This window comes from Stutzerimonas stutzeri (assembly GCF_019090095.1).
GTDB lineage: Bacteria > Pseudomonadota > Gammaproteobacteria > Pseudomonadales > Pseudomonadaceae > Stutzerimonas > Stutzerimonas stutzeri_AN.
Map to the genome: position 1 here is coordinate 1,627,166 of NZ_JAGQFP010000002.1, position 17,207 is coordinate 1,644,372.

General features: G+C 61.2%; 16 protein-coding genes. 14 read left to right on the forward strand and 2 right to left on the reverse strand.

The genetic code is table 11. The features are described from left to right. The first annotated feature begins 47 nt into the window (after nt 1-47). Genes KVO92_RS17205 through KVO92_RS17230 form a run of 6 tightly spaced genes read left to right on the forward strand, consistent with a single transcriptional unit; the run spans nt 48 to nt 5,758 of the window. Nucleotides 48-2,840: a monovalent cation/H+ antiporter subunit A gene (locus tag KVO92_RS17205; protein WP_217476753.1), complete on the forward strand. Its 2,793-nt coding sequence runs from the start codon at nt 48-50 to the stop codon at nt 2,838-2,840. Continuing rightward, on the forward strand, nt 2,840-3,169 hold the full coding sequence (locus KVO92_RS17210; RefSeq protein ID WP_217476754.1) for a Na+/H+ antiporter subunit C: 330 nt from the start codon (nt 2,840-2,842) through the stop codon (nt 3,167-3,169). The genes KVO92_RS17205 and KVO92_RS17210 overlap by 1 nt, the downstream gene beginning before the upstream one ends. After that, a complete protein-coding gene (locus KVO92_RS17215; protein WP_217476755.1) occupies nt 3,166-4,668 on the forward strand; it encodes a monovalent cation/H+ antiporter subunit D in 1,503 nt (500 codons plus the stop codon). Before KVO92_RS17210 ends, KVO92_RS17215 begins: the two co-directional genes overlap by 4 nt. After that, nucleotides 4,665-5,165, forward strand: a complete 501-nt coding sequence (locus KVO92_RS17220; RefSeq protein ID WP_217476756.1) for a Na+/H+ antiporter subunit E — start codon at nt 4,665-4,667, stop codon at nt 5,163-5,165. Before KVO92_RS17215 ends, KVO92_RS17220 begins: the two co-directional genes overlap by 4 nt. Then, on the forward strand, nt 5,150-5,419 hold the full coding sequence (locus KVO92_RS17225; RefSeq protein ID WP_217476757.1) for a K+/H+ antiporter subunit F: 270 nt from the start codon (nt 5,150-5,152) through the stop codon (nt 5,417-5,419). Before KVO92_RS17220 ends, KVO92_RS17225 begins: the two co-directional genes overlap by 16 nt. 9 nt (nt 5,420-5,428) lie before the next feature. Continuing rightward, a complete protein-coding gene (locus KVO92_RS17230; RefSeq protein ID WP_217476758.1) occupies nt 5,429-5,758 on the forward strand; it encodes a Na+/H+ antiporter subunit G in 330 nt (109 codons plus the stop codon). An 8-nt stretch (nt 5,759-5,766) separates the two neighbouring features. Here KVO92_RS17230 and KVO92_RS17235 read toward each other — a convergent pair whose 3' ends face one another. Both KVO92_RS17235 and map read right to left on the reverse strand, forming a co-directional pair. Then, nucleotides 5,767-8,469, reverse strand: coding sequence for a [protein-PII] uridylyltransferase (locus KVO92_RS17235; RefSeq protein WP_217476759.1), 2,703 nt, complete (start codon nt 8,467-8,469; stop codon nt 5,767-5,769). A 38-nt stretch (nt 8,470-8,507) separates the two neighbouring features. Beyond that, nucleotides 8,508-9,290, reverse strand: coding sequence for a type I methionyl aminopeptidase (map, locus tag KVO92_RS17240; protein WP_217476760.1), 783 nt, complete (start codon nt 9,288-9,290; stop codon nt 8,508-8,510). Nucleotides 9,291-9,589: 299 nt separating this feature from the next. On the opposite strand from map, the gene rpsB reads away from it, so the two are divergent. The 8 genes from rpsB to rseP all read left to right on the forward strand — a co-directional run bounded on the left by rpsB (nt 9,590) and on the right by rseP (nt 17,175). Beyond that, a complete protein-coding gene (gene rpsB, locus KVO92_RS17245) occupies nt 9,590-10,330 on the forward strand; it encodes a 30S ribosomal protein S2 (protein ID WP_217476761.1) in 741 nt (246 codons plus the stop codon). 126 nt (nt 10,331-10,456) lie between these two features. Beyond that, nucleotides 10,457-11,326, forward strand: a complete 870-nt coding sequence (gene tsf / locus KVO92_RS17250) for a translation elongation factor Ts (RefSeq protein ID WP_217476762.1) — start codon at nt 10,457-10,459, stop codon at nt 11,324-11,326. A gap of 195 nt (nt 11,327-11,521) precedes the next feature. Next, nucleotides 11,522-12,265 carry a UMP kinase gene (gene pyrH, locus KVO92_RS17255; RefSeq protein ID WP_217476763.1) on the forward strand — a complete coding sequence of 248 codons (744 nt, stop codon included), beginning with the start codon at nt 11,522-11,524 and terminating at the stop codon, nt 12,263-12,265. Then, nucleotides 12,262-12,819 (forward strand): ribosome recycling factor, encoded by a 558-nt coding sequence (gene frr, locus KVO92_RS17260; protein WP_217476764.1) that lies wholly within the window; start codon nt 12,262-12,264, stop codon nt 12,817-12,819. Before pyrH ends, frr begins: the two co-directional genes overlap by 4 nt. 158 nt (nt 12,820-12,977) lie before the next feature. Continuing rightward, on the forward strand, nt 12,978-13,739 hold the full coding sequence (uppS, locus tag KVO92_RS17265; RefSeq protein WP_217476765.1) for a polyprenyl diphosphate synthase: 762 nt from the start codon (nt 12,978-12,980) through the stop codon (nt 13,737-13,739). Next, a complete protein-coding gene (locus tag KVO92_RS17270) occupies nt 13,733-14,548 on the forward strand; it encodes a phosphatidate cytidylyltransferase (protein WP_217476766.1) in 816 nt (271 codons plus the stop codon). Before uppS ends, KVO92_RS17270 begins: the two co-directional genes overlap by 7 nt. Further along, nucleotides 14,545-15,735: a 1-deoxy-D-xylulose-5-phosphate reductoisomerase gene (ispC, locus tag KVO92_RS17275; RefSeq protein ID WP_217476767.1), complete on the forward strand. Its 1,191-nt coding sequence runs from the start codon at nt 14,545-14,547 to the stop codon at nt 15,733-15,735. Before KVO92_RS17270 ends, ispC begins: the two co-directional genes overlap by 4 nt. An 87-nt stretch (nt 15,736-15,822) precedes the next feature. Next, nucleotides 15,823-17,175: an RIP metalloprotease RseP gene (gene rseP, locus KVO92_RS17280; protein ID WP_217476768.1), complete on the forward strand. Its 1,353-nt coding sequence runs from the start codon at nt 15,823-15,825 to the stop codon at nt 17,173-17,175. Nucleotides 17,176-17,207 lie beyond the last annotated feature (32 nt).

Below are 17,207 nucleotides of genomic sequence, written 5' to 3' on the forward strand. Positions count from 1 at the left end.
CGTAAGGAATAACTGCCGCGTGCGCGCGCGGCTCAAGGGGTTTTTTCATGGCGCTTGCGCTGATCATCGCTTTGCCATTTCTTGGCATCTGCCTGCCGCTGTTGCTCGAGCGTTTCGGCCGGTCCGCCTGCGCGTTCGGTGCTGGGATGGCACCGTTATTGGCATTGGTACTGCTGTTGTCCGAGCGCGCCGCAGTGTTCGGTGGTGAGACGCAGATCGTGACGGTGCCCTGGCTTCCCGAGCTGGGCTTGAACCTCAGTCTCAGGCTGGACGGTCTGGGGTTCCTGTTTGCCTTGTTGATCCTGGGCATCGGCCTGTTGGTGATCCTCTACGCGCGCTACTACCTGTCGAAAAGCGAGCCGATGGGCCGCTTCTTCAGCTTCTTTCTGCTGTTCATGGGCGCCATGCTGGGTGTCGTGCTGGCCGAGAACCTGCTGCTGATGCTGATGTTCTGGGAGCTGACCAGCCTCTCGTCGTTCCTCTTGATCGGCTTCTGGCATCATCGCTCCGACGCCCGTCAAGGCGCCCGAATGGCGCTGACCGTGACAGGCGGGGGAGGGCTCGCCTTGCTTGCCGGCATCCTTCTGGTCGGCCAAATCGTGGGCAGTTTCGAACTGAGCACCGTTCTCGCCTCTGGCGACCTGATACGCGCCAATGCGCTGTATCCGCTGACGCTGATCCTGATCCTGCTGGGCGTTTTCACCAAGTCGGCGCAGTTTCCCTTCCACTTCTGGCTGCCCCAGGCCATGGCAGCGCCGACTCCGGTATCGGCTTTCCTGCATTCGGCGACCATGGTCAAGGCCGGCGTATTCCTTCTGGCACGCTTGTATCCCGCGCTGTCCGATTCGGAGTGGTGGTTCTACATGGTCAGCCTGACGGGGCTGGCAACCTTGCTGATCGGAGCTGTGCTGGCACTCTTTCAGCACGATCTCAAGGGTCTGCTGGCCTACTCGACCATCAGCCACCTCGGCCTGATTACGCTGCTGTTCGGGCTTGATTCACGCCTGGGACCGGTCGCGGCGATCTTCCACATCATCAACCATGCGACGTTCAAGGCGTCGTTGTTCATGGCTGCGGGGATCATCGATCACGAGACCGGAACGCGTGATATGCGGCGCATCAACGGCATGTTGAAGTACATGCCGCACACGGCGGCACTGGCGATGGTGGCCTCGTTGGCAATGGCCGGGGTGCCGCTGCTCAACGGCTTCCTGAGCAAGGAAATGTTCTTCGCCGAGACCCTGGATCAGCACCTGCTGGGCAGCTTCTACTGGACGATCCCGGCGCTAGCCACCCTGGCCAGTGCCTTCTCGGTCGCCTACTCGCTGCGCTTCGTGCATGACGTCTTTTTCAATGGCGAGCCCATCGACCTGCCCAAGTATCCGCCGCACGAGCCGGCCCGCTACATGAAGATCCCGGTGGAGATACTGGTGCTGCTCTGCCTGCTGGTCGGCATGTTGCCGGCCTACACCGTGGCGCCGTTGCTGGCTGCGGCGGTGGCCGGCAGCCTGGGCGGCGATGTACCCGAGTACAGCCTGGCGATCTGGCACGGCGTCAATCTGCCGTTGACGATGAGTTTCGTGGCCCTCGGCGGCGGTCTGCTGATCTATCTGATGCGCAAGTGGGCGTTTCGCTGGTACGACGGACTGCCGCGCGTAGACTCGCTGCAGGTGTACGCCCGGGTGATCAACGATATTGCCGCCACGGCGCGCTGGCTGACCGAGCGAATGGAGAGCGGCTCGTTGCAGCGTTATCTGGCGCTCGTACTGCTCAGTTCGTTGCTGGTGGTGATCTATGCGTTGACGCCGCTGCGCTCCCTGAGAGGTTCGGTGGCGATGACGCCGCTGGACGGCTTGACCGTGCTCGGGCTGGTATTGCTGGCACTGGCTTCGGTCATGACCGTGCTGTTCCATCGCCGCCGGCTCACGGCGTTGATGGTGCTCAGCGTGGTTGGCCTGCTGGTCTCCTTGGTGTTCGCTCGCTATTCCGCACCGGACCTGGCGTTGACTCAGATCTCGGTCGAGGTGGTGACCATCATCTTGCTGATCCTGGCGCTGTTCTTCATGCCCGACCGAACGCCGGTCGAGTCGAGCAGTCTGCGCAGCTTTCGCGACCTGATCCTGTCCGGCATGTTCGGCACCATGGTCGCGTTGCTCGCCTACGCGGTCCTGACGCGCCCGTACGACAGCATTGCCAGCTTCTTCCTGGAGAACAGCCTGTCGGGTGGCGGCGGCAGCAATGTGGTGAACGTCATCCTGGTGGACTTCCGCGGATTCGATACGCTCGGTGAAATTTCGGTGCTCGCTATTGCCGCGGTGGGCATCTACGGGCTGCTCAAGGGCCTGCGGCTGCCGCATCCGGTTCGCGACTATGGTGGGCGTCTATGGTCTACCGACCGCCACCCGATGGTGCTCGACACCTTGTCGCGGGTGCTGTTGCCGATGGCCTTGTTGGTGTCCGTCTTTATCTTCCTGCGTGGGCACAACCTGCCGGGTGGCGGCTTCATCGCAGGGCTGATCACCGCCGTTGCGTTGATTCTTCAATACATTTCTCATGGCGTGGTTTGGGCCCAGCAACGGCAACCGTTCAGTTATCACAGCGTGGCGGGGCTCGGCGTGCTGATCGCTGGACTGACCGGGCTAGGCAGCTGGCTGTTCGGCCGGCCATTCCTGACGTCTGCATTCGGCCATTTCCATCTTCCATTGATTGGGGAATTCGAGCTGGCCACCGCGATGATCTTCGATCTGGGCGTTTACCTGACCGTCGTCGGGGCGACGTTGCTGATCCTTTCCAACCTGGCGCATGTCAGCCAGGACGAGTCGTGCAAGGAGGTGCTTTGATGGAGGCGGTGTTCGCGATAACGCTCGGAATACTGATGGCCAGCGGTGTCTACTTGCTTCTTCGCGCCCGGTTGTTTCCGGTAGTCATGGGGCTGACCTTGATCTCCTACGCGGTCAATCTGTTCATTTTCGCCATGGGTCGCCTGACCACCGGGATACCCGCCATCCTCGGCCAGAGCGCCGAGTACAGTGATCCGCTGCCCCAAGCGCTGGTGTTGACAGCTATCGTGATCGGCTTCGCCATGACTGCCTTCGTGGTGGTGCTCTCGTTGCGCGGTCTGGGCGAATTGCGCACCGACCATGTGGACGGTCGGGAGCCGCGCGAATGAGTCATGCGTTGATTCTTCCGCTGCTGCTGCCGCTGTTCATGGGGTGCGTCCTGCTGCTGGCGCACCGGCAAGCGATGCGGGTCAAGCGCGGTTTATCGTTGGTTGCAACCTGGTTGCTGGTTCCGCTGACGTTTTTGCTGCTGATGCAGGCAGATTCCGGTGCGCTGTCGGTGTATCGGCTGGGCGACTGGCAACCACCGTTCGGCATCATGCTGATGCTCGATCGGCTCAGTGCCCTGATGCTGGTCGTAACCGCGCTGCTTGCCAGCTTTGCGGTGGTCTATGCGGCGCGCGGCGATGATGAGCGCGGTCCGAATTTTCACGCCTTGTTTCAGTTCCAGCTGGCAGGTATCAACGGTGCCTTTTTGACTGGCGACCTGTTCAACCTCTTCGTGTTCTTCGAAATCCTCCTGATCGCCTCGTACGCGTTGTTGCTCCATGGGCACGGTGCCAAGCGCGTCCGCGCGGGCGTTCACTATGTGGTGCTGAATCTGCTGGGCTCGTCGTTGTTCCTGATCGGCGTCAGCATGCTGTACGGCCTGACCGGGACCCTGAACATGGCCGACCTGGCGGTGCGGGTCAGTGCGGCGGACCCGGCCGATGCGCCATTGTTGGCGGCGGCGGGCTTTCTTCTGTTGGTGGTCTTCGCGTTGAAGGCAGCCATTCTGCCGCTGTATTTCTGGCTACCGCGCGCTTACGCCTCGGCGACGGCGCCCGTTGCGGCGCTGTTTGCGATTATGACCAAGATCGGCCTGTACGCGATCATCCGGGTGTTCGTTCTCGTATTTGGCAGCCAAGCCGGCGTGCTCAGCAACATGGCGCTCGACTGGTTGTGGCCGTTGGCGATGCTCACGCTGGCCGGCGGTGTGTTAGGGGCGCTGGCGGCGCGCAACCTGCAGATCTTGCTGTCTTACCTGGTGGTGGTTTCGGTTGGCACCCTGCTGGCAGGGGTCGCGCTGGGGACCGAGGCGGGCCTGGCCGCGGCGCTTTATTATCTGCTGCACAGCACCCTGGTCTCCGGTGGGCTGTTTCTCCTGGCGGATGTCATTGCACGGCAGCGTGGCGATACGGCCAGCGAGCTCATTTCAGCGCCGGCATTGAAGCAGCCGTTGCTGCTCGGGGCGCTGTTTTTCGCCGGCGCGATTTCCATCGCCGGGCTGCCACCGTTCTCCGGCTTTCTGGGCAAGGTGATGCTGTTGCGAGCGGTGCCTCCAAACATCGACGCGGCGGTGTTCTGGCCCGTGCTGCTCGTCAGTGGCCTGGGGATGCTGATCGCCTTGGGGCGCGCCGGTAGCATGATTTTCTGGCGTCCGAGCGAGGCCGTCAGCGTTGGCCGTGCCGCTGATAGTGTCCGCCTGATAGCTGCATTCGGATTGCTGCTCGGCAGTGTGGTGCTGGTTGTCGCCGCACAACCGATTCAGGCGTATGTACAAGCTTCTGCCGCGCAGCTGTTCGATCTCGAACCGTACTTGCAGATCGTGCGAGGGCCCAGCCTATGATCTCCCGAGTGTTACCCAATCCGGGCCTGACTCTGCTGTTGGCGCTGCTCTGGCTGATGCTCAACAACACACTGAGTGTTGGCCATGTTCTGCTTGGTTTGGTGCTTGGCTGGGCGATTCCATTGCTGGTGCAAGGGTTCCTGATCGACCTGCCGAAGGTCCGCCGCCCGCTGAAGCTCTGCCTGTTCAGCCTGAAGGTGTTCTATGACATCGGTGTCGCCAATCTTCACGTGGCCAAGCTGGTGCTCGGGCCGACCGGTCGTCTGCAGCCCGCGTTCGTAGAGGTGCCGATGGACATCGAGCACCCCTTCGTTCTTGCCGTGCTGACCAGCATCATCTCGCTCACGCCTGGTACGGTCTCGGCTTCGTTGCGCCCGGATCATCGGATGCTGTTGATACACGCGCTCGATGCGCCCGACGCCGACGCGCTGGTGGCCGAAGTGAAGAATCGCTACGAAAAGCCCCTGCTGGAGATGTTCGAATGCTCACGTACGTGATCCCGCTGTGCATGGCGCTTGTCGGGTTAGGCGCGGTCCTCAACGTGGTTCGCCTGGTCCGCGGGCCGGACATGCCCGACCGCGTGTTGGCGCTGGACACGCTGTATATCAACGCGCTGGCGCTGATCGTGCTGTTCGGGATCTGGCTGGTGTCCGATCTGTTCTTCGAGGCGGCGTTGCTCATCGCCGTGATGGGGTTCGTCGGTACCGTGGCGGTGGGCAAGCACCTGCTGCACGGCGAAATCATCGACTGAGGGCTGAAGATGTCATTCTGGATCGAATTGCTGGTCTGCGCCTTTCTCGTCGTCGGCAGTCTATTTGCCCTGGTCGGGGCGATCGGCCTGTACCGTCTGCCTGACTTTTTTACCCGGCTCCACGGGCCGACGAAGGCCAGCACCATGGGGGTGGGCGGCATCGTGGTGGGCTCGATGATCTTTTTCAGCAGTCAGGGCGACGGGCTCAGCTTGCATGAAGTGCTGATCACCCTGTTCCTGTTTCTGACCGCTCCGGTCAGCGCCCACGTCCTGGCCAAGGCCGCCATGCAACAGCGGCTGCCGTATACCGAGCGGACCCGCGGCAAGCCCTGGGACTGACCGCTCGCTCAGATCACGAAGCTGCTTGGCGAGGGCTGGTGTTCGTTTTCCTGCGAAAGCTGCTTGATCATCGCCTGCTGCAATCGCATGCACAGCTGAGGGTCGGACAGCGGCTGATTGTCTGCGTTGGTGACGAAGAACACGTCCTCGACGCGCTCCCCCAGCGTCGCGATCTTGGCGTTCTGCACGGAAAGATCGAAATCCAGGAATAGCTGACCGATGCGCGCCAGGAGCCCAGGGCGGTCGGGCGCCACCACCTCGATGATCGTTTGCGGGCGCTGCATGTCGTTGTGGATGGTGACCTGCGGCGGAAAGGCGAAGTGCTTGAGCTGCCGGGGCACGCGCTTCTGAATGATCGTCAGGTAGTCTTCCGGATTGCGCAGGGCATCGATCAGCCCCTGGCGAATTTCCTCGGTACGCTCGGGATCATTGCCGATCGGCGTGCCATCGGCGTCCAGGACGATGTAGGTATCCAGCGTGAACTGGCTGCTGGAAGTGATGATGCGGGCGTCGTGGATGTTCAGGTTGAGCTGGTCCATCGCGGCGACCGTGACCGCGAAAAAGTCATGCTGATCCGGCGCATAGATGAAGATCTGCGTGCCACCTTCGAACTCACGTTGCGTGGTTTCCTTGATCAGGACCAGCGGGCCGCCATCGCTCGGATGCTCGATGATGGCCTCGGTGTGCCAGGCGACGTCCGTTGAGCTGTGACGCATGAAGTAGTCGTCGCCCAGTTGCGCCCAGAGCTGCTCCGCGTCGTCCGGATCGGTACCGTTGCGCACCAGATTATCGAGTGCGGCGCGCTGGGTTTGGCGTATCTGCTCTTCGCGATCCAGCGGGTTTTCCAGGCCACGCCGCAGTGCTCGCTTGGTCTCGGTGTAGAGTTGGCGTAGCAGGCTGGCCCGCCAGGAATTCCAGAGCGTGGGGTTGGTCGCATTGATGTCAGCGACGGTCAATACGTACAGATAATCCAGATGGGTCTCGTCGCCAACCTGTTGGGCGAAGTCGTTGATTACCTGCGGGTCGGACAGATCCTTGCGTTGCGCGGTGGTCGACATCACCAGATGATTTTCCACCAGCCAGACCACCAGCCGCGTATCCCAGGCCGGAAGCTTGTGGCGCGCGCAGAATGCCTGCGCATCCACCGCGCCCAATTCGGAATGATCGCCGCCGCGCCCTTTGGCGATGTCGTGATACAGCCCGGCAATATAGATCAGTTCCGGTTTTGGCAGCCGTTCCACTAGCTTGCTGGCCAACGGGTATTTCTCGGCCACGCCAGGCTTGCTTAACTTGCGCAGGTACTTGATGACGTTCAGCGTGTGAGCGTCGACCGTATAGATATGGAACAGGTCGTGCTGCATCTGTCCAACGATATGGCCGAATTCCGGCAGGTAGCGACCCAGGATGCCATAGCGATTCATGCGCCGAAGGTTGCGATGAATGCCTTCCTTGCACTTGAACAGCTCGATGAACAGGCTGGTGTTGCGAATATCTCCGCGAAAGTCGTCATCGATCAGATGGCGATGATCGCGCAGGAGGCGAATGGTCTCGGCACGAACGCCCTTGATCTCCGGGTGCTGCGCCAGCAACACGAAAATCTCCAGGATGGCGAAGGGCCTGCGCTTGAACACTGCGTCATTGGCGACCTCCAGATAACCATCGCGTACCAGGAAACGACTGTTGAGCGGCTCGGCCGTGCCGCTGTCGCCTTCCCACAGGATGACCTCTGCGAAGTGCTGGCCTACCAGGTCACTGAGCTCGGAGATGCTCATGACGACGCGGTAGTACTTCTGCATGAAGCGCTCGATCGCTAGCTTGGCGTCGCTGTCCTCGTACCCGAGCAGGGCGGCCAGGCTGCGCTGGTGGTCGAACAGCAGGCGATCTTCGGCGCGCCCCGCGAGCATATGCAGACCGTAGCGCACACGCCAGATGAACTCCTGGCTGGACACCAGCAGCGAATATTCGCCCTCGGTCAGAAAGCCCTGATCGACGATTGCGCTGAGATTCAGGCTGCCGAACTGACGCCGCGCTATCCAGAGAATCGTCTGGATATCCCGCAGCCCGCCCGGAGAGCTTTTGACGTTCGGCTCGAGGTTGTACTCGGTATTGTTGTATTTGGAGTGGCGTGCAGCTTGCTCGTTACGCTTGGCGAGAAAGAATTCCTTGCTCGGCCACATTTCCGATGGGCTGGTGACCTTCAGCATCTTCTGCCGCAGATGCTCCGGGCCAGCGATCGTGCGGCTTTCCATCAGGTTGGTGATGACGGTCAGGTCGGCGCGCGCTTCTTCGGCGCATTCCTGGACCGAGCGTACGCTCTGACCGACTTCGAGGCCGATATCCCACAGCAGGGTCAGAAAGCCTTCGATCGAGCTGCGGAATTTCTCGTGATCGCTGTCATCGAGCAGAATCAGCAGGTCGATATCCGAGTAGGGATGCAGCTCGCCGCGACCATAGCCGCCGACGGCGACCAGTGCGATTTCGGCACCGCCGTCCCAGTCGAAGCGTCCCCACGCCGCCCGCAAGATCTGGTCGGTGAACCAGGCGCGATCCTCGATCAGGCGGCGGATGTCACGACCGGCCACGAAGCGCGCGTCGAGCACTTCCCGGGCCTTGCGTATGACTTTCTTGAAGGCGGCGATGGGGCTGGCCTTGAGCGCCAGCTCAGCTTGGAACTGGCTGCCGTCGAACAATTCGGGATCAACCTGAGGCATGCCGTCCTCCGTCAGAGCATCGTTAGGTTACGCGGCGATCATGGCGATGTGCGTGCAATCGTGTCGTCGCTGCGCAGGGTGAAGATCTCATAGCCGTCGGCGGTCACCAGGATAGTGTGCTCCCACTGTGCCGAGAGCTTGCGGTCCTTGGTGATGGCGGTCCAGCCATCGCCGAGCAGGCGCGTCTCGGAACGGCCCTGGTTGATCATCGGCTCGATGGTGAAGGTCATGCCTTCCTTCAATTCGAGGCCGGTGCCGGCGCGTCCGTAGTGAAGCACTTGGGGTTCTTCGTGAAAGACCTTGCCGATACCGTGACCGCAGTACTCACGAACCACCGAGAAACCATTCTTTTCAGCGTGCTTCTGGATCACTTCGCCGATATCGCCAAGGCGGGCACCGGGGCGAACGATCTCGATGCCTTTATACAGGCACTCCTGGGTGACCTTGCACAGCCGCTCGGCCCATTCCGGTGCCTTGCCTACCAGGAACATCTTGCTGGTGTCGCCGTGGTAGTCATCCTTGATGACCGTGATATCGATATTGAGGATATCCCCGTCCTTCAAGGGCTTGTCGTTAGGAATGCCGTGACACACCACATGGTTGATCGAGGTGCAGATCGACTTCGGGAAGCCCTTGTAGTTGAGCGGGGCGGGTATGGCCTGCTGGACGTTGACGATGTGGTCATGGCAGAGGCGGTCGAGCTCGTCGGTCGTGACGCCCGGCTTGACGTGCTCGCCGATCATTTCGAGCACCTCGGCGGCGAGGCGACCGGCGATGCGCATTTTCTCGATGTCTTCAGGTGTCTTGATGGAAACGGTCATGCAATCCTCTTGGCGCCAAGAGGCGCGGGCGGAACGAAAGGACAGATGATAAACCAAACAACGGGGCGCCTGCAGGCGCCGACCAAGGTATGCGGATCGCTGGGAGCGACCGGTGGGCTGCGGGAAACTGAATGACGCGCTAGCCTGGAGCAGGCCTTTGTGCTATAAAACGCGCCGCTCTGCGGGACTACCCGCCGAGCCTGACCCCACACACGTGTCGACACGGTATCCTGGGTGCTCGAAAGAGTTGGATATCGGGACGCGTGGAGGCCTAACCCGACTTATCCTGAGGAAGTCCCATGTCCCAAGTTACCATGCGCGATATGCTGAAGGCCGGTGTGCACTTCGGCCACCAGACCCGTTACTGGAACCCGAAGATGAACAAGTACATCTTTGGCGCGCGTAACAAGATTCATATCATCAACCTCGAAAAAACCCTGCCGATGTTCAACGACGCACTGCGTTTCGTTGAGAAGCTGGCAGCGGGCAAGAACAAGATTCTGTTCGTTGGCACCAAGCGTTCCGCTGGCAAGATCGTCCGCGAAGAAGCGGCTCGTTGCGGTTCTCCGTACGTCGACCATCGCTGGTTGGGCGGCATGCTGACCAACTACAAGACCATTCGCGCCTCGATCAAGCGCCTGCGTGATCTGGAAGCCCAGTCCCAGGACGGCACCTTCGAGAAGCTGACCAAGAAAGAAGCCCTGATGCGTACCCGTGACCTCGAGAAGCTCGAGCGCAGCCTGGGTGGTATCAAGGATATGGGCGGCCTGCCCGATGCCATGTTCGTAATCGACGTGGATCACGAGCGCATCGCGATCTCCGAAGCCAACAAGCTGGGCATCCCGGTCATCGGCGTGGTCGATACCAACAGCAGCCCGGAAGGTGTGGACTACATCATCCCCGGTAACGATGATGCCATCCGTGCCGTGCAACTCTATCTGAGCTCCATGGCTGATGCCGTGGTTCGCGGTCGTCAGAACACCGCTGGTGGGAATGACGAGTTCGTCGAAGAAGCAGCTCCTGAGGCGGCCCAAGGCTGAGCGCAGAAGTTGCCTAGCTGATACCCGTTGAACAAGAAGGGGGCTATGCCCCCTTTTTGCCACTTCCGAATTGATCGTCCGAATGCTGGGCGATGATCGAAAATCGAATCGAGAGGATTTGCGAACATGGCAGAGATTACTGCAGCCCTGGTTAAAGAACTGCGCGAGCGTACTGGCCAAGGCATGATGGATTGCAAAAAGGCGCTGACCGCCGCCGGTGGTGATATCGAAAAAGCCATTGATGACATGCGCGCCGCTGGTGCGATCAAAGCGGCGAAGAAGGCCGGCAACATTGCCGCCGAAGGCTCGATCGCCGTCAAGGTCGCCGATGACAACAAGCGTGCCGTGATTATCGAAGTCAACTCGCAGACCGACTTCCTGGCCCTGCAGGACGACTTCAAGAATTTCGTCAGCAGCAGCGTCGAGAAGGCCTTCGCCGAGAAGATGACCGATGCCGCTCCGTTGATCGCGGCGCAGGAAAGCGATCGTGAAGCGCTGGTGGCCAAGTGTGGCGAGAACGTCAATATCCGTCGCCTGACCGCTGTCGAGGGTGATCTGATCGGTGCCTACCTGCATGGTCATCGCATCGGTGTCCTGGTTGCGCTGAAGGGTGGTAACGTCGAACTGGCCAAGGAAATCGCCATGCACGTCGCCGCCAGCAACCCTCAGTTCCTGGATCCGTCGCAGGTTTCCGAAGAAGCCGTTGCCAAGGAAAAAGAGATTTTCCTGGCGCTGAACGAAGACAAGATCAAAGGCAAGCCTGCCGAGATCGTCGAGAAGATGGTCGCCGGTCGTATCAACAAGTTCCTGGCTGAAGCCAGCCTGGTTGAACAGCCGTTCGTCAAGGATCCGGAGATCAAGGTCGGCGATCTGGCGAAGAAGGCTGGTGCAGAAATCGTTTCCTTCGTTCGTTACGAAGTAGGCGAAGGTATCGAGCGCGCCGAGGTTGACTTCGCGGCCGAAGTAGCCGCCCAGGTCGCAGCTACCAAGCAGTAATACGCTTCCGCTGTCCTCGAAGAGGCTGCCCGCTCACGCGCGCGGCCTCTTTGTCGGATTGGTGGGCGGAAAAGTTTTTTCGCCACGCTTATAGTCGCTGCTTGGCACCAATTCGTGACTGCGCTGTCATAGCGCAGATTATTTTCTGGCCATAGCGCCAGTTTGGCCACAAATGCCGCAGGAGAAACAACGCCAATGGCTCAGCAGATGAGTGCACGCAATCCTCGCTATAAACGCATCCTGCTTAAATTAAGCGGCGAAGCCTTGATGGGGTCGGAAGACTTCGGCATCGATCCCAAGGTGCTCGATCGCATGGCCCTGGAAGTCGGGCAGCTGGTAGGGATCGGCGTCGAGGTTGGTCTGGTCATCGGCGGTGGCAACCTGTTCCGCGGCGCAGCGCTTTCCGCTGCCGGCATGGATCGCGTCACGGGCGATCATATGGGCATGTTGGCCACGGTAATGAATGCGTTGGCCATGCGTGACGCCCTTGAGCGGTCGAATATTCCCGCATTGGTCATGTCGGCTATTTCCATGGTTGGCGTGACCGACCATTACGATCGTCGCAAGGCGATGCGCCATCTCAAGAGTGGAGAGGTCGTGATCTTCTCGGCGGGTACCGGCAACCCGTTCTTCACCACCGACTCGGCTGCATGCCTGCGTGCTATCGAGATTCATGCCGACGTCGTGCTCAAGGCCACCAAGGTCGATGGCGTGTATACGGCTGATCCTTTCAAGGATCCGAATGCCGAGAAGTTCGAACAGCTGACCTATGATGACGTGCTGGATCGCAAGCTGGGCGTCATGGACCTGACGGCCATCTGCCTGTGCCGCGACCACAACATGCCGCTGCGGGTGTTCAATATGAACAAGCCCGGCGCCCTGCTCAATATCGTGCTCGGCGGCGCTGAAGGAACCCTGATCGAGGAACAGACCCAATGATCAACGAGATTAAGCAAGACGCCCAGGAGCGCATGAAGAAAACCCTGGAATCCCTGGGACATGCCTTCGCCAAGATCCGTACGGGCCGTGCCCATCCGAGCATTCTCGACGGCGTCATGGTGTCTTACTACGGCAGCGATACGCCGCTGCGTCAGATTGCCAACGTGGTTGCCGAGGACTCGCGTACCCTGGCGCTGACGGTATTCGATAAAGGCATGATTCAGGCGGTTGAGAAAGCCATCATGACCTCCGACCTCGGGCTGAACCCCGCTACCGCCGGCACGACCATCCGTGTCCCGATGCCGGCACTGACCGAGGAAACGCGCAAGGGCTATACCAAGCAGGCGCGTGGCGAGGCCGAGAATGCGCGAGTTGCCGTACGTAACATCCGCCGTGATGCGCTCGCCCAGCTCAAGGACTTGGTCAAAGAGAAGGAAATCAGCGAAGACGAGGAACGTCGTGCCCAGGATGACGTTCAAAAGCTGACCGACAAGTACGTTGCGGAGATCGACAAGGCCCTTGAAGCCAAGGAAACAGACCTGATGGCTGTTTGACGTTGCTGCACTGGACCTCGTCCGTATTGCTCGCGTCGGAGCACGCCGATCCTGCCGGGATCGGCGCGCAAGGGGTTATGCAGCCGTATCCCCGGAAACGGACATTGACCGTTTCTCCCATTGTTCGCAGCGTGATTGAGCGCAGGTAGAGTCGTTTCATGGAAAAGGTCAGGCGGACTGCCGGGCGGAATGTACCCCGTCATGTCGCAGTCATCATGGATGGCAACAATCGTTGGGCAAAGCGCCGCCTCTTGCCGGGCGTCGCTGGGCACAAGGCCGGTGTCGACGCGGTGCGCGCGGTCATTGAGGTCTGTGCCGAGGCGGGTGTCGAGGTGCTGACGCTGTTCGCCTTCTCCAGCGAGAACTGGCAGCGACCCGCCGATGAGGTCGGTGCGCTGATGGAGCTGTTCCTGACGGCCCTGCGTCGGGAAGCGCGCAAGCTTAACGAGAACCGGATCAGTCTACGGATCATCGGCGACCGCTCTCGCTTTCACCCGGAGCTGCAGGCGGCGATGCTCGAGGCTGAAGAGATGACTGCCGGTCCGGGCCGCTTCGTGCTTCAGGTCGCGGCGAACTATGGCGGTCAGTGGGACATACTCCAGGCCGCACAGCGCATGGCACGTGAAGCGCAAGCGGGCCAGCTGGATCCGGACAAGATTTCGCCGGCGCTTTTCCAGAGCTATCTGGCGACCGGCGACCTGCCCTTGCCTGACCTGTGCATCCGCACCGGCGGTGAGCGTCGCATCAGCAATTTCCTGTTATGGCAGCTGGCCTACGCCGAGCTGTACTTTTCCGACCTGTTCTGGCCGGACTTCAAGCACGAGGCCATGCGCACCGCGCTGGCGGATTTCGCCAAACGACAACGGCGGTTCGGCAAGACGGGCGATCAGGTCGAGACGGAGGCCCGAGCAGAATGTTGAAACAACGCATCATCACCGCGGCAATTCTCCTGCCGATTGCGCTGATCGGCTTCTTTCTCCTCGAGGGGCTCGCGTTCGCCCTGTTCATCGGCGTCGTCGTGGTCCTCGGGGCCTGGGAATGGGCGCGTCTGGCCGGTTTTGTCAGTCAGTTCGCGCGAGTCGCCTATGCGTTGCTGGTCGCGGCGTCGCTGCTGATGCTGTACCGCTTGCCTGGGCTGACCGCCTGGCTGCTCCCGCTTAGTGTGATCTGGTGGTTGGTGGCGACCGCCTTGGTACTCGGCTATCCAGACAGTCAGCGTCATTGGGGCGGATCCATAGGCAGCCTGGTGATCGGTGCGTTGATTCTGTTGCCGGCATGGCAGGCGTTGGTGGTGCTCAAGCAGTGGCCGCAGGGCAACTGGTTGATCGTGGCGGTCATGGTGCTGGTCTGGGCCGCCGACATTGGCGCCTACTTTTCCGGGAAAACTTTCGGGCGCCGCAAGCTGGCGCCGCAGGTCAGCCCGGGCAAGAGCTGGGAGGGCCTGATTGGCGGCCTCATCACCGGTCTGCTGATCACGCTGTGTGTCGCGCTGTACCAGGATTGGTCGCCTCGGGAGATGGTGTTGGCGCTGCTGGGCGCCGCACTGGTCGTGGTGATCTCGGTCGTCGGTGATCTGACCGAAAGCATGTTCAAGCGCAGTTCGGGCATCAAGGACAGCAGCCAGCTGCTGCCCGGCCATGGCGGCGTGATGGATCGTATCGACAGTCTGACCGCGGCGGTGCCGGTATTTACCGTTCTGTTGTGGCTGGCTGGGTGGGGTGCCTGGTGAGTGGTCCGTTGCAAGTAACGGTTCTCGGTGCGACGGGATCGATCGGGCTGAGTACGCTGGATGTCATCGCGCGTCATCCTGACCGCTACCAGGCATTTGCGCTGACCGCCTTCAGCCGGGTCGCCGAGCTGCATCAGCTGTGCTGCCGACATCGTCCCCGCTATGCCGTGGTAGGCGACACCGACAAGGCGCGCGAGCTGCAACACCAGCTCGACCGAGACGGCGTCAAGACGCGCGTGTTGGTGGGTGAGGGTGGGCTGAGCGAGGTTGCAGCGCATCCCGAGGTGGATGTGGTCATGGCGGCGATTGTTGGCGCGGCGGGTTTGCGACCAACGCTGGCGGCCGTTCAGGCCAGCAAGCGCGTGCTACTGGCCAATAAAGAGGCGCTGGTCATGTCTGGCGCGCTGTTCATGCAGGCGCTGCGCGACAGCGAGGCGGTGCTGCTGCCGATCGACAGTGAACACAACGCCATCTTCCAATGCCTGCCCGCCAACTATTCGCAAGGCCTCCGGGAGATCGGGGTCAGGCGAATTCTGCTGACCGCCTCCGGTGGCCCGTTTCGTCAGCTGCCGTTGGAACAGCTGGCAGCCGTTACGGCTGACCAGGCGTGCGCACACCCGAACTGGTCCATGGGGCGCAAGATATCGGTGGATTCGGCCAGCATGATGAACAAGGGGCTCGAGTTGATCGAGGCTTGCTGGTTGTTCGATGCGCGCCCGGATCAGGTCGAAGTGGTCATTCATCCGCAAAGCGTCATCCATTCGATGGTCGACTATGTCGACGGCTCGGTCCTGGCCCAATTAGGCAATCCGGACATGCGCACGCCGATCGCTCACGCATTGGCCTGGCCGGAGCGAATCGACTCCGGTGTGTCGGCGCTCGATCTCCTGCAGACCGGGCGTCTGGACTTCGAGGCGCCTGACCAGCAGAGATTTCCGTGCCTGCGCATTGCTCGGCAGGCCGCTCAGGAAGGTGGGACGGCGCCGGCGATGCTCAATGCCGCAAACGAGGTGGCGGTGGACGCGTTCCTCAACGGCCGCATTCGCTTCACCGAAATCGCGAGTATCATCGAGGATGTCCTTGCACAGCAGGCGTCGGTCCCGGCTCGCTGTTTGGCTGATGTGCTGGTCGCCGATGCGCAGGCCCGGACATTGGCTCAGCGCTGGCTGCAAGACCGCGATCGCTGATGCAGCGGGCGTTCAGCGAGTCCTGCGTGGCGAAACGTTTGCTGGGTTCGGTGGCTGCTAAATAAGCCTTTCGAGGCAGAGGAAACTATGGGCGCGCTGTACATGATCATCGGCACCCTCGTGGCGCTGGGGGTGTTGGTTACCTTTCACGAGTATGGGCATTTCTGGGTGGCGCGCCGTTGCGGCGTGAAGGTCCTGCGGTTCTCGGTAGGGTTTGGGCGTCCACTGTTTCGCTGGCACGACCGTCAGGGCACCGAATTCGTCGTGGCGGCTATCCCCCTGGGCGGCTACGTGAAGATGCTCGATGAGCGTGAGGGCGAGGTTCCTACCGCACTGCTGGAGCAGGCATTCAACCGCAAGACCGTAAAGCAGCGTTTCGCCATTGTTTCGGCAGGCCCGATCGCCAACTTCCTGCTGGCGCTGTTGTTCTTCTGGGTGCTGGCGATGCTTGGCGCCGAGCAGGTGCGGCCGGTGGTGGGTGCGGTAGAGCCCGGCAGTCTTGCCGAGCGAGCAGGGCTGATGGCCGGTCAGGAAATCGTCGAAATCAACGGTAAGCCGACCGCTGGCTGGGCGGACGTCAACCTTCAACTGATCAGGCGTCTCGGCGAGAGCGGCTCGCTGGAGCTGCTCGTGCGCCAGGCGGAGGGCGATCAGTCGCAGCGGATCAGCGTCGAGTTGAACCAATGGCTGAAAGGTATCGAGGAGCCGGACCCGATTGGCTCGCTGGGTATCAGGCCCTGGCGCCCGCAGATCGATCCGGTCGTTGCGCAGCTGGACCCCGAAGGCCCTGCTCAGGCAGCCGGCGTGCGCCTGGGCGATCGCCTGGTCAGCCTCGATGGCGAGCCGCTGACCGAATGGCAGGACGTCATCGATCGCGTCAGGCCGCTTGGTGGCCAGGCCGTTCGCTTGCAGGTCGAGCGCGACGGCCAGCTCCTCGACTTGCCAATGACGCTGGCTGAACGGGGCGAAGGCGAGACGCGTCGCGGTTATCTGGGCGCCGGCGTTGCAGGGGGCGATTGGCCGAAGGAGATGCTGCGCAACGTCAGCTTCGGGCCGGTCGAAGCGGTTGGCGAAGCGGTTCGCAGAACCTGGACGATGAGCGTGCTGACGCTCGATTCGTTGAGAAAAATGCTCTTCGGTGAGCTCTCGGTAAAAAACTTGAGCGGCCCGATAACCATTGCTAAAGTGGCGGGCGCTTCTGCACAGTCCGGCGCGGGCGACTTTCTCAACTTCCTCGCCTACCTGAGCATTAGCCTTGGAGTACTCAATCTACTGCCTATTCCGGTCCTGGATGGTGGGCATCTACTCTTCTATCTGGTCGAGTGGGTCCGTGGGCGTCCGTTGTCGGACAGGGTCCAGGGCTGGGGAGTACAGATCGGTATCAGCCTGGTTGTTGGGGTGATGCTGCTTGCGCTGGTCAACGACCTTGGCCGCCTTTAACTGCCATATACCTTGATGTCGCCGCGCCAAGC

Coding starts and splice junctions, on each gene's coding strand:
- KVO92_RS17205 (WP_217476753.1), top strand. CDS start 48: ATGGCGCTTGCGCTGATCATCGCTTTGCCATTTCTTGGCATCTGCCTG.
- KVO92_RS17210 (WP_217476754.1), top strand. CDS start 2,840: ATGGAGGCGGTGTTCGCGATAACGCTCGGAATACTGATGGCCAGCGGT.
- KVO92_RS17215 (WP_217476755.1), top strand. CDS start 3,166: ATGAGTCATGCGTTGATTCTTCCGCTGCTGCTGCCGCTGTTCATGGGG.
- KVO92_RS17220 (WP_217476756.1), top strand. CDS start 4,665: ATGATCTCCCGAGTGTTACCCAATCCGGGCCTGACTCTGCTGTTGGCG.
- KVO92_RS17225 (WP_217476757.1), top strand. CDS start 5,150: ATGCTCACGTACGTGATCCCGCTGTGCATGGCGCTTGTCGGGTTAGGC.
- KVO92_RS17230 (WP_217476758.1), top strand. CDS start 5,429: ATGTCATTCTGGATCGAATTGCTGGTCTGCGCCTTTCTCGTCGTCGGC.
- KVO92_RS17235 (WP_217476759.1), bottom strand. CDS start 8,469: ATGCCTCAGGTTGATCCCGAATTGTTCGACGGCAGCCAGTTCCAAGCT.
- map (WP_217476760.1), bottom strand. CDS start 9,290: ATGACCGTTTCCATCAAGACACCTGAAGACATCGAGAAAATGCGCATC.
- rpsB (WP_217476761.1), top strand. CDS start 9,590: ATGTCCCAAGTTACCATGCGCGATATGCTGAAGGCCGGTGTGCACTTC.
- tsf (WP_217476762.1), top strand. CDS start 10,457: ATGGCAGAGATTACTGCAGCCCTGGTTAAAGAACTGCGCGAGCGTACT.
- pyrH (WP_217476763.1), top strand. CDS start 11,522: ATGGCTCAGCAGATGAGTGCACGCAATCCTCGCTATAAACGCATCCTG.
- frr (WP_217476764.1), top strand. CDS start 12,262: ATGATCAACGAGATTAAGCAAGACGCCCAGGAGCGCATGAAGAAAACC.
- uppS (WP_217476765.1), top strand. CDS start 12,978: ATGGAAAAGGTCAGGCGGACTGCCGGGCGGAATGTACCCCGTCATGTC.
- KVO92_RS17270 (WP_217476766.1), top strand. CDS start 13,733: ATGTTGAAACAACGCATCATCACCGCGGCAATTCTCCTGCCGATTGCG.
- rseP (WP_217476768.1), top strand. CDS start 15,823: ATGGGCGCGCTGTACATGATCATCGGCACCCTCGTGGCGCTGGGGGTG.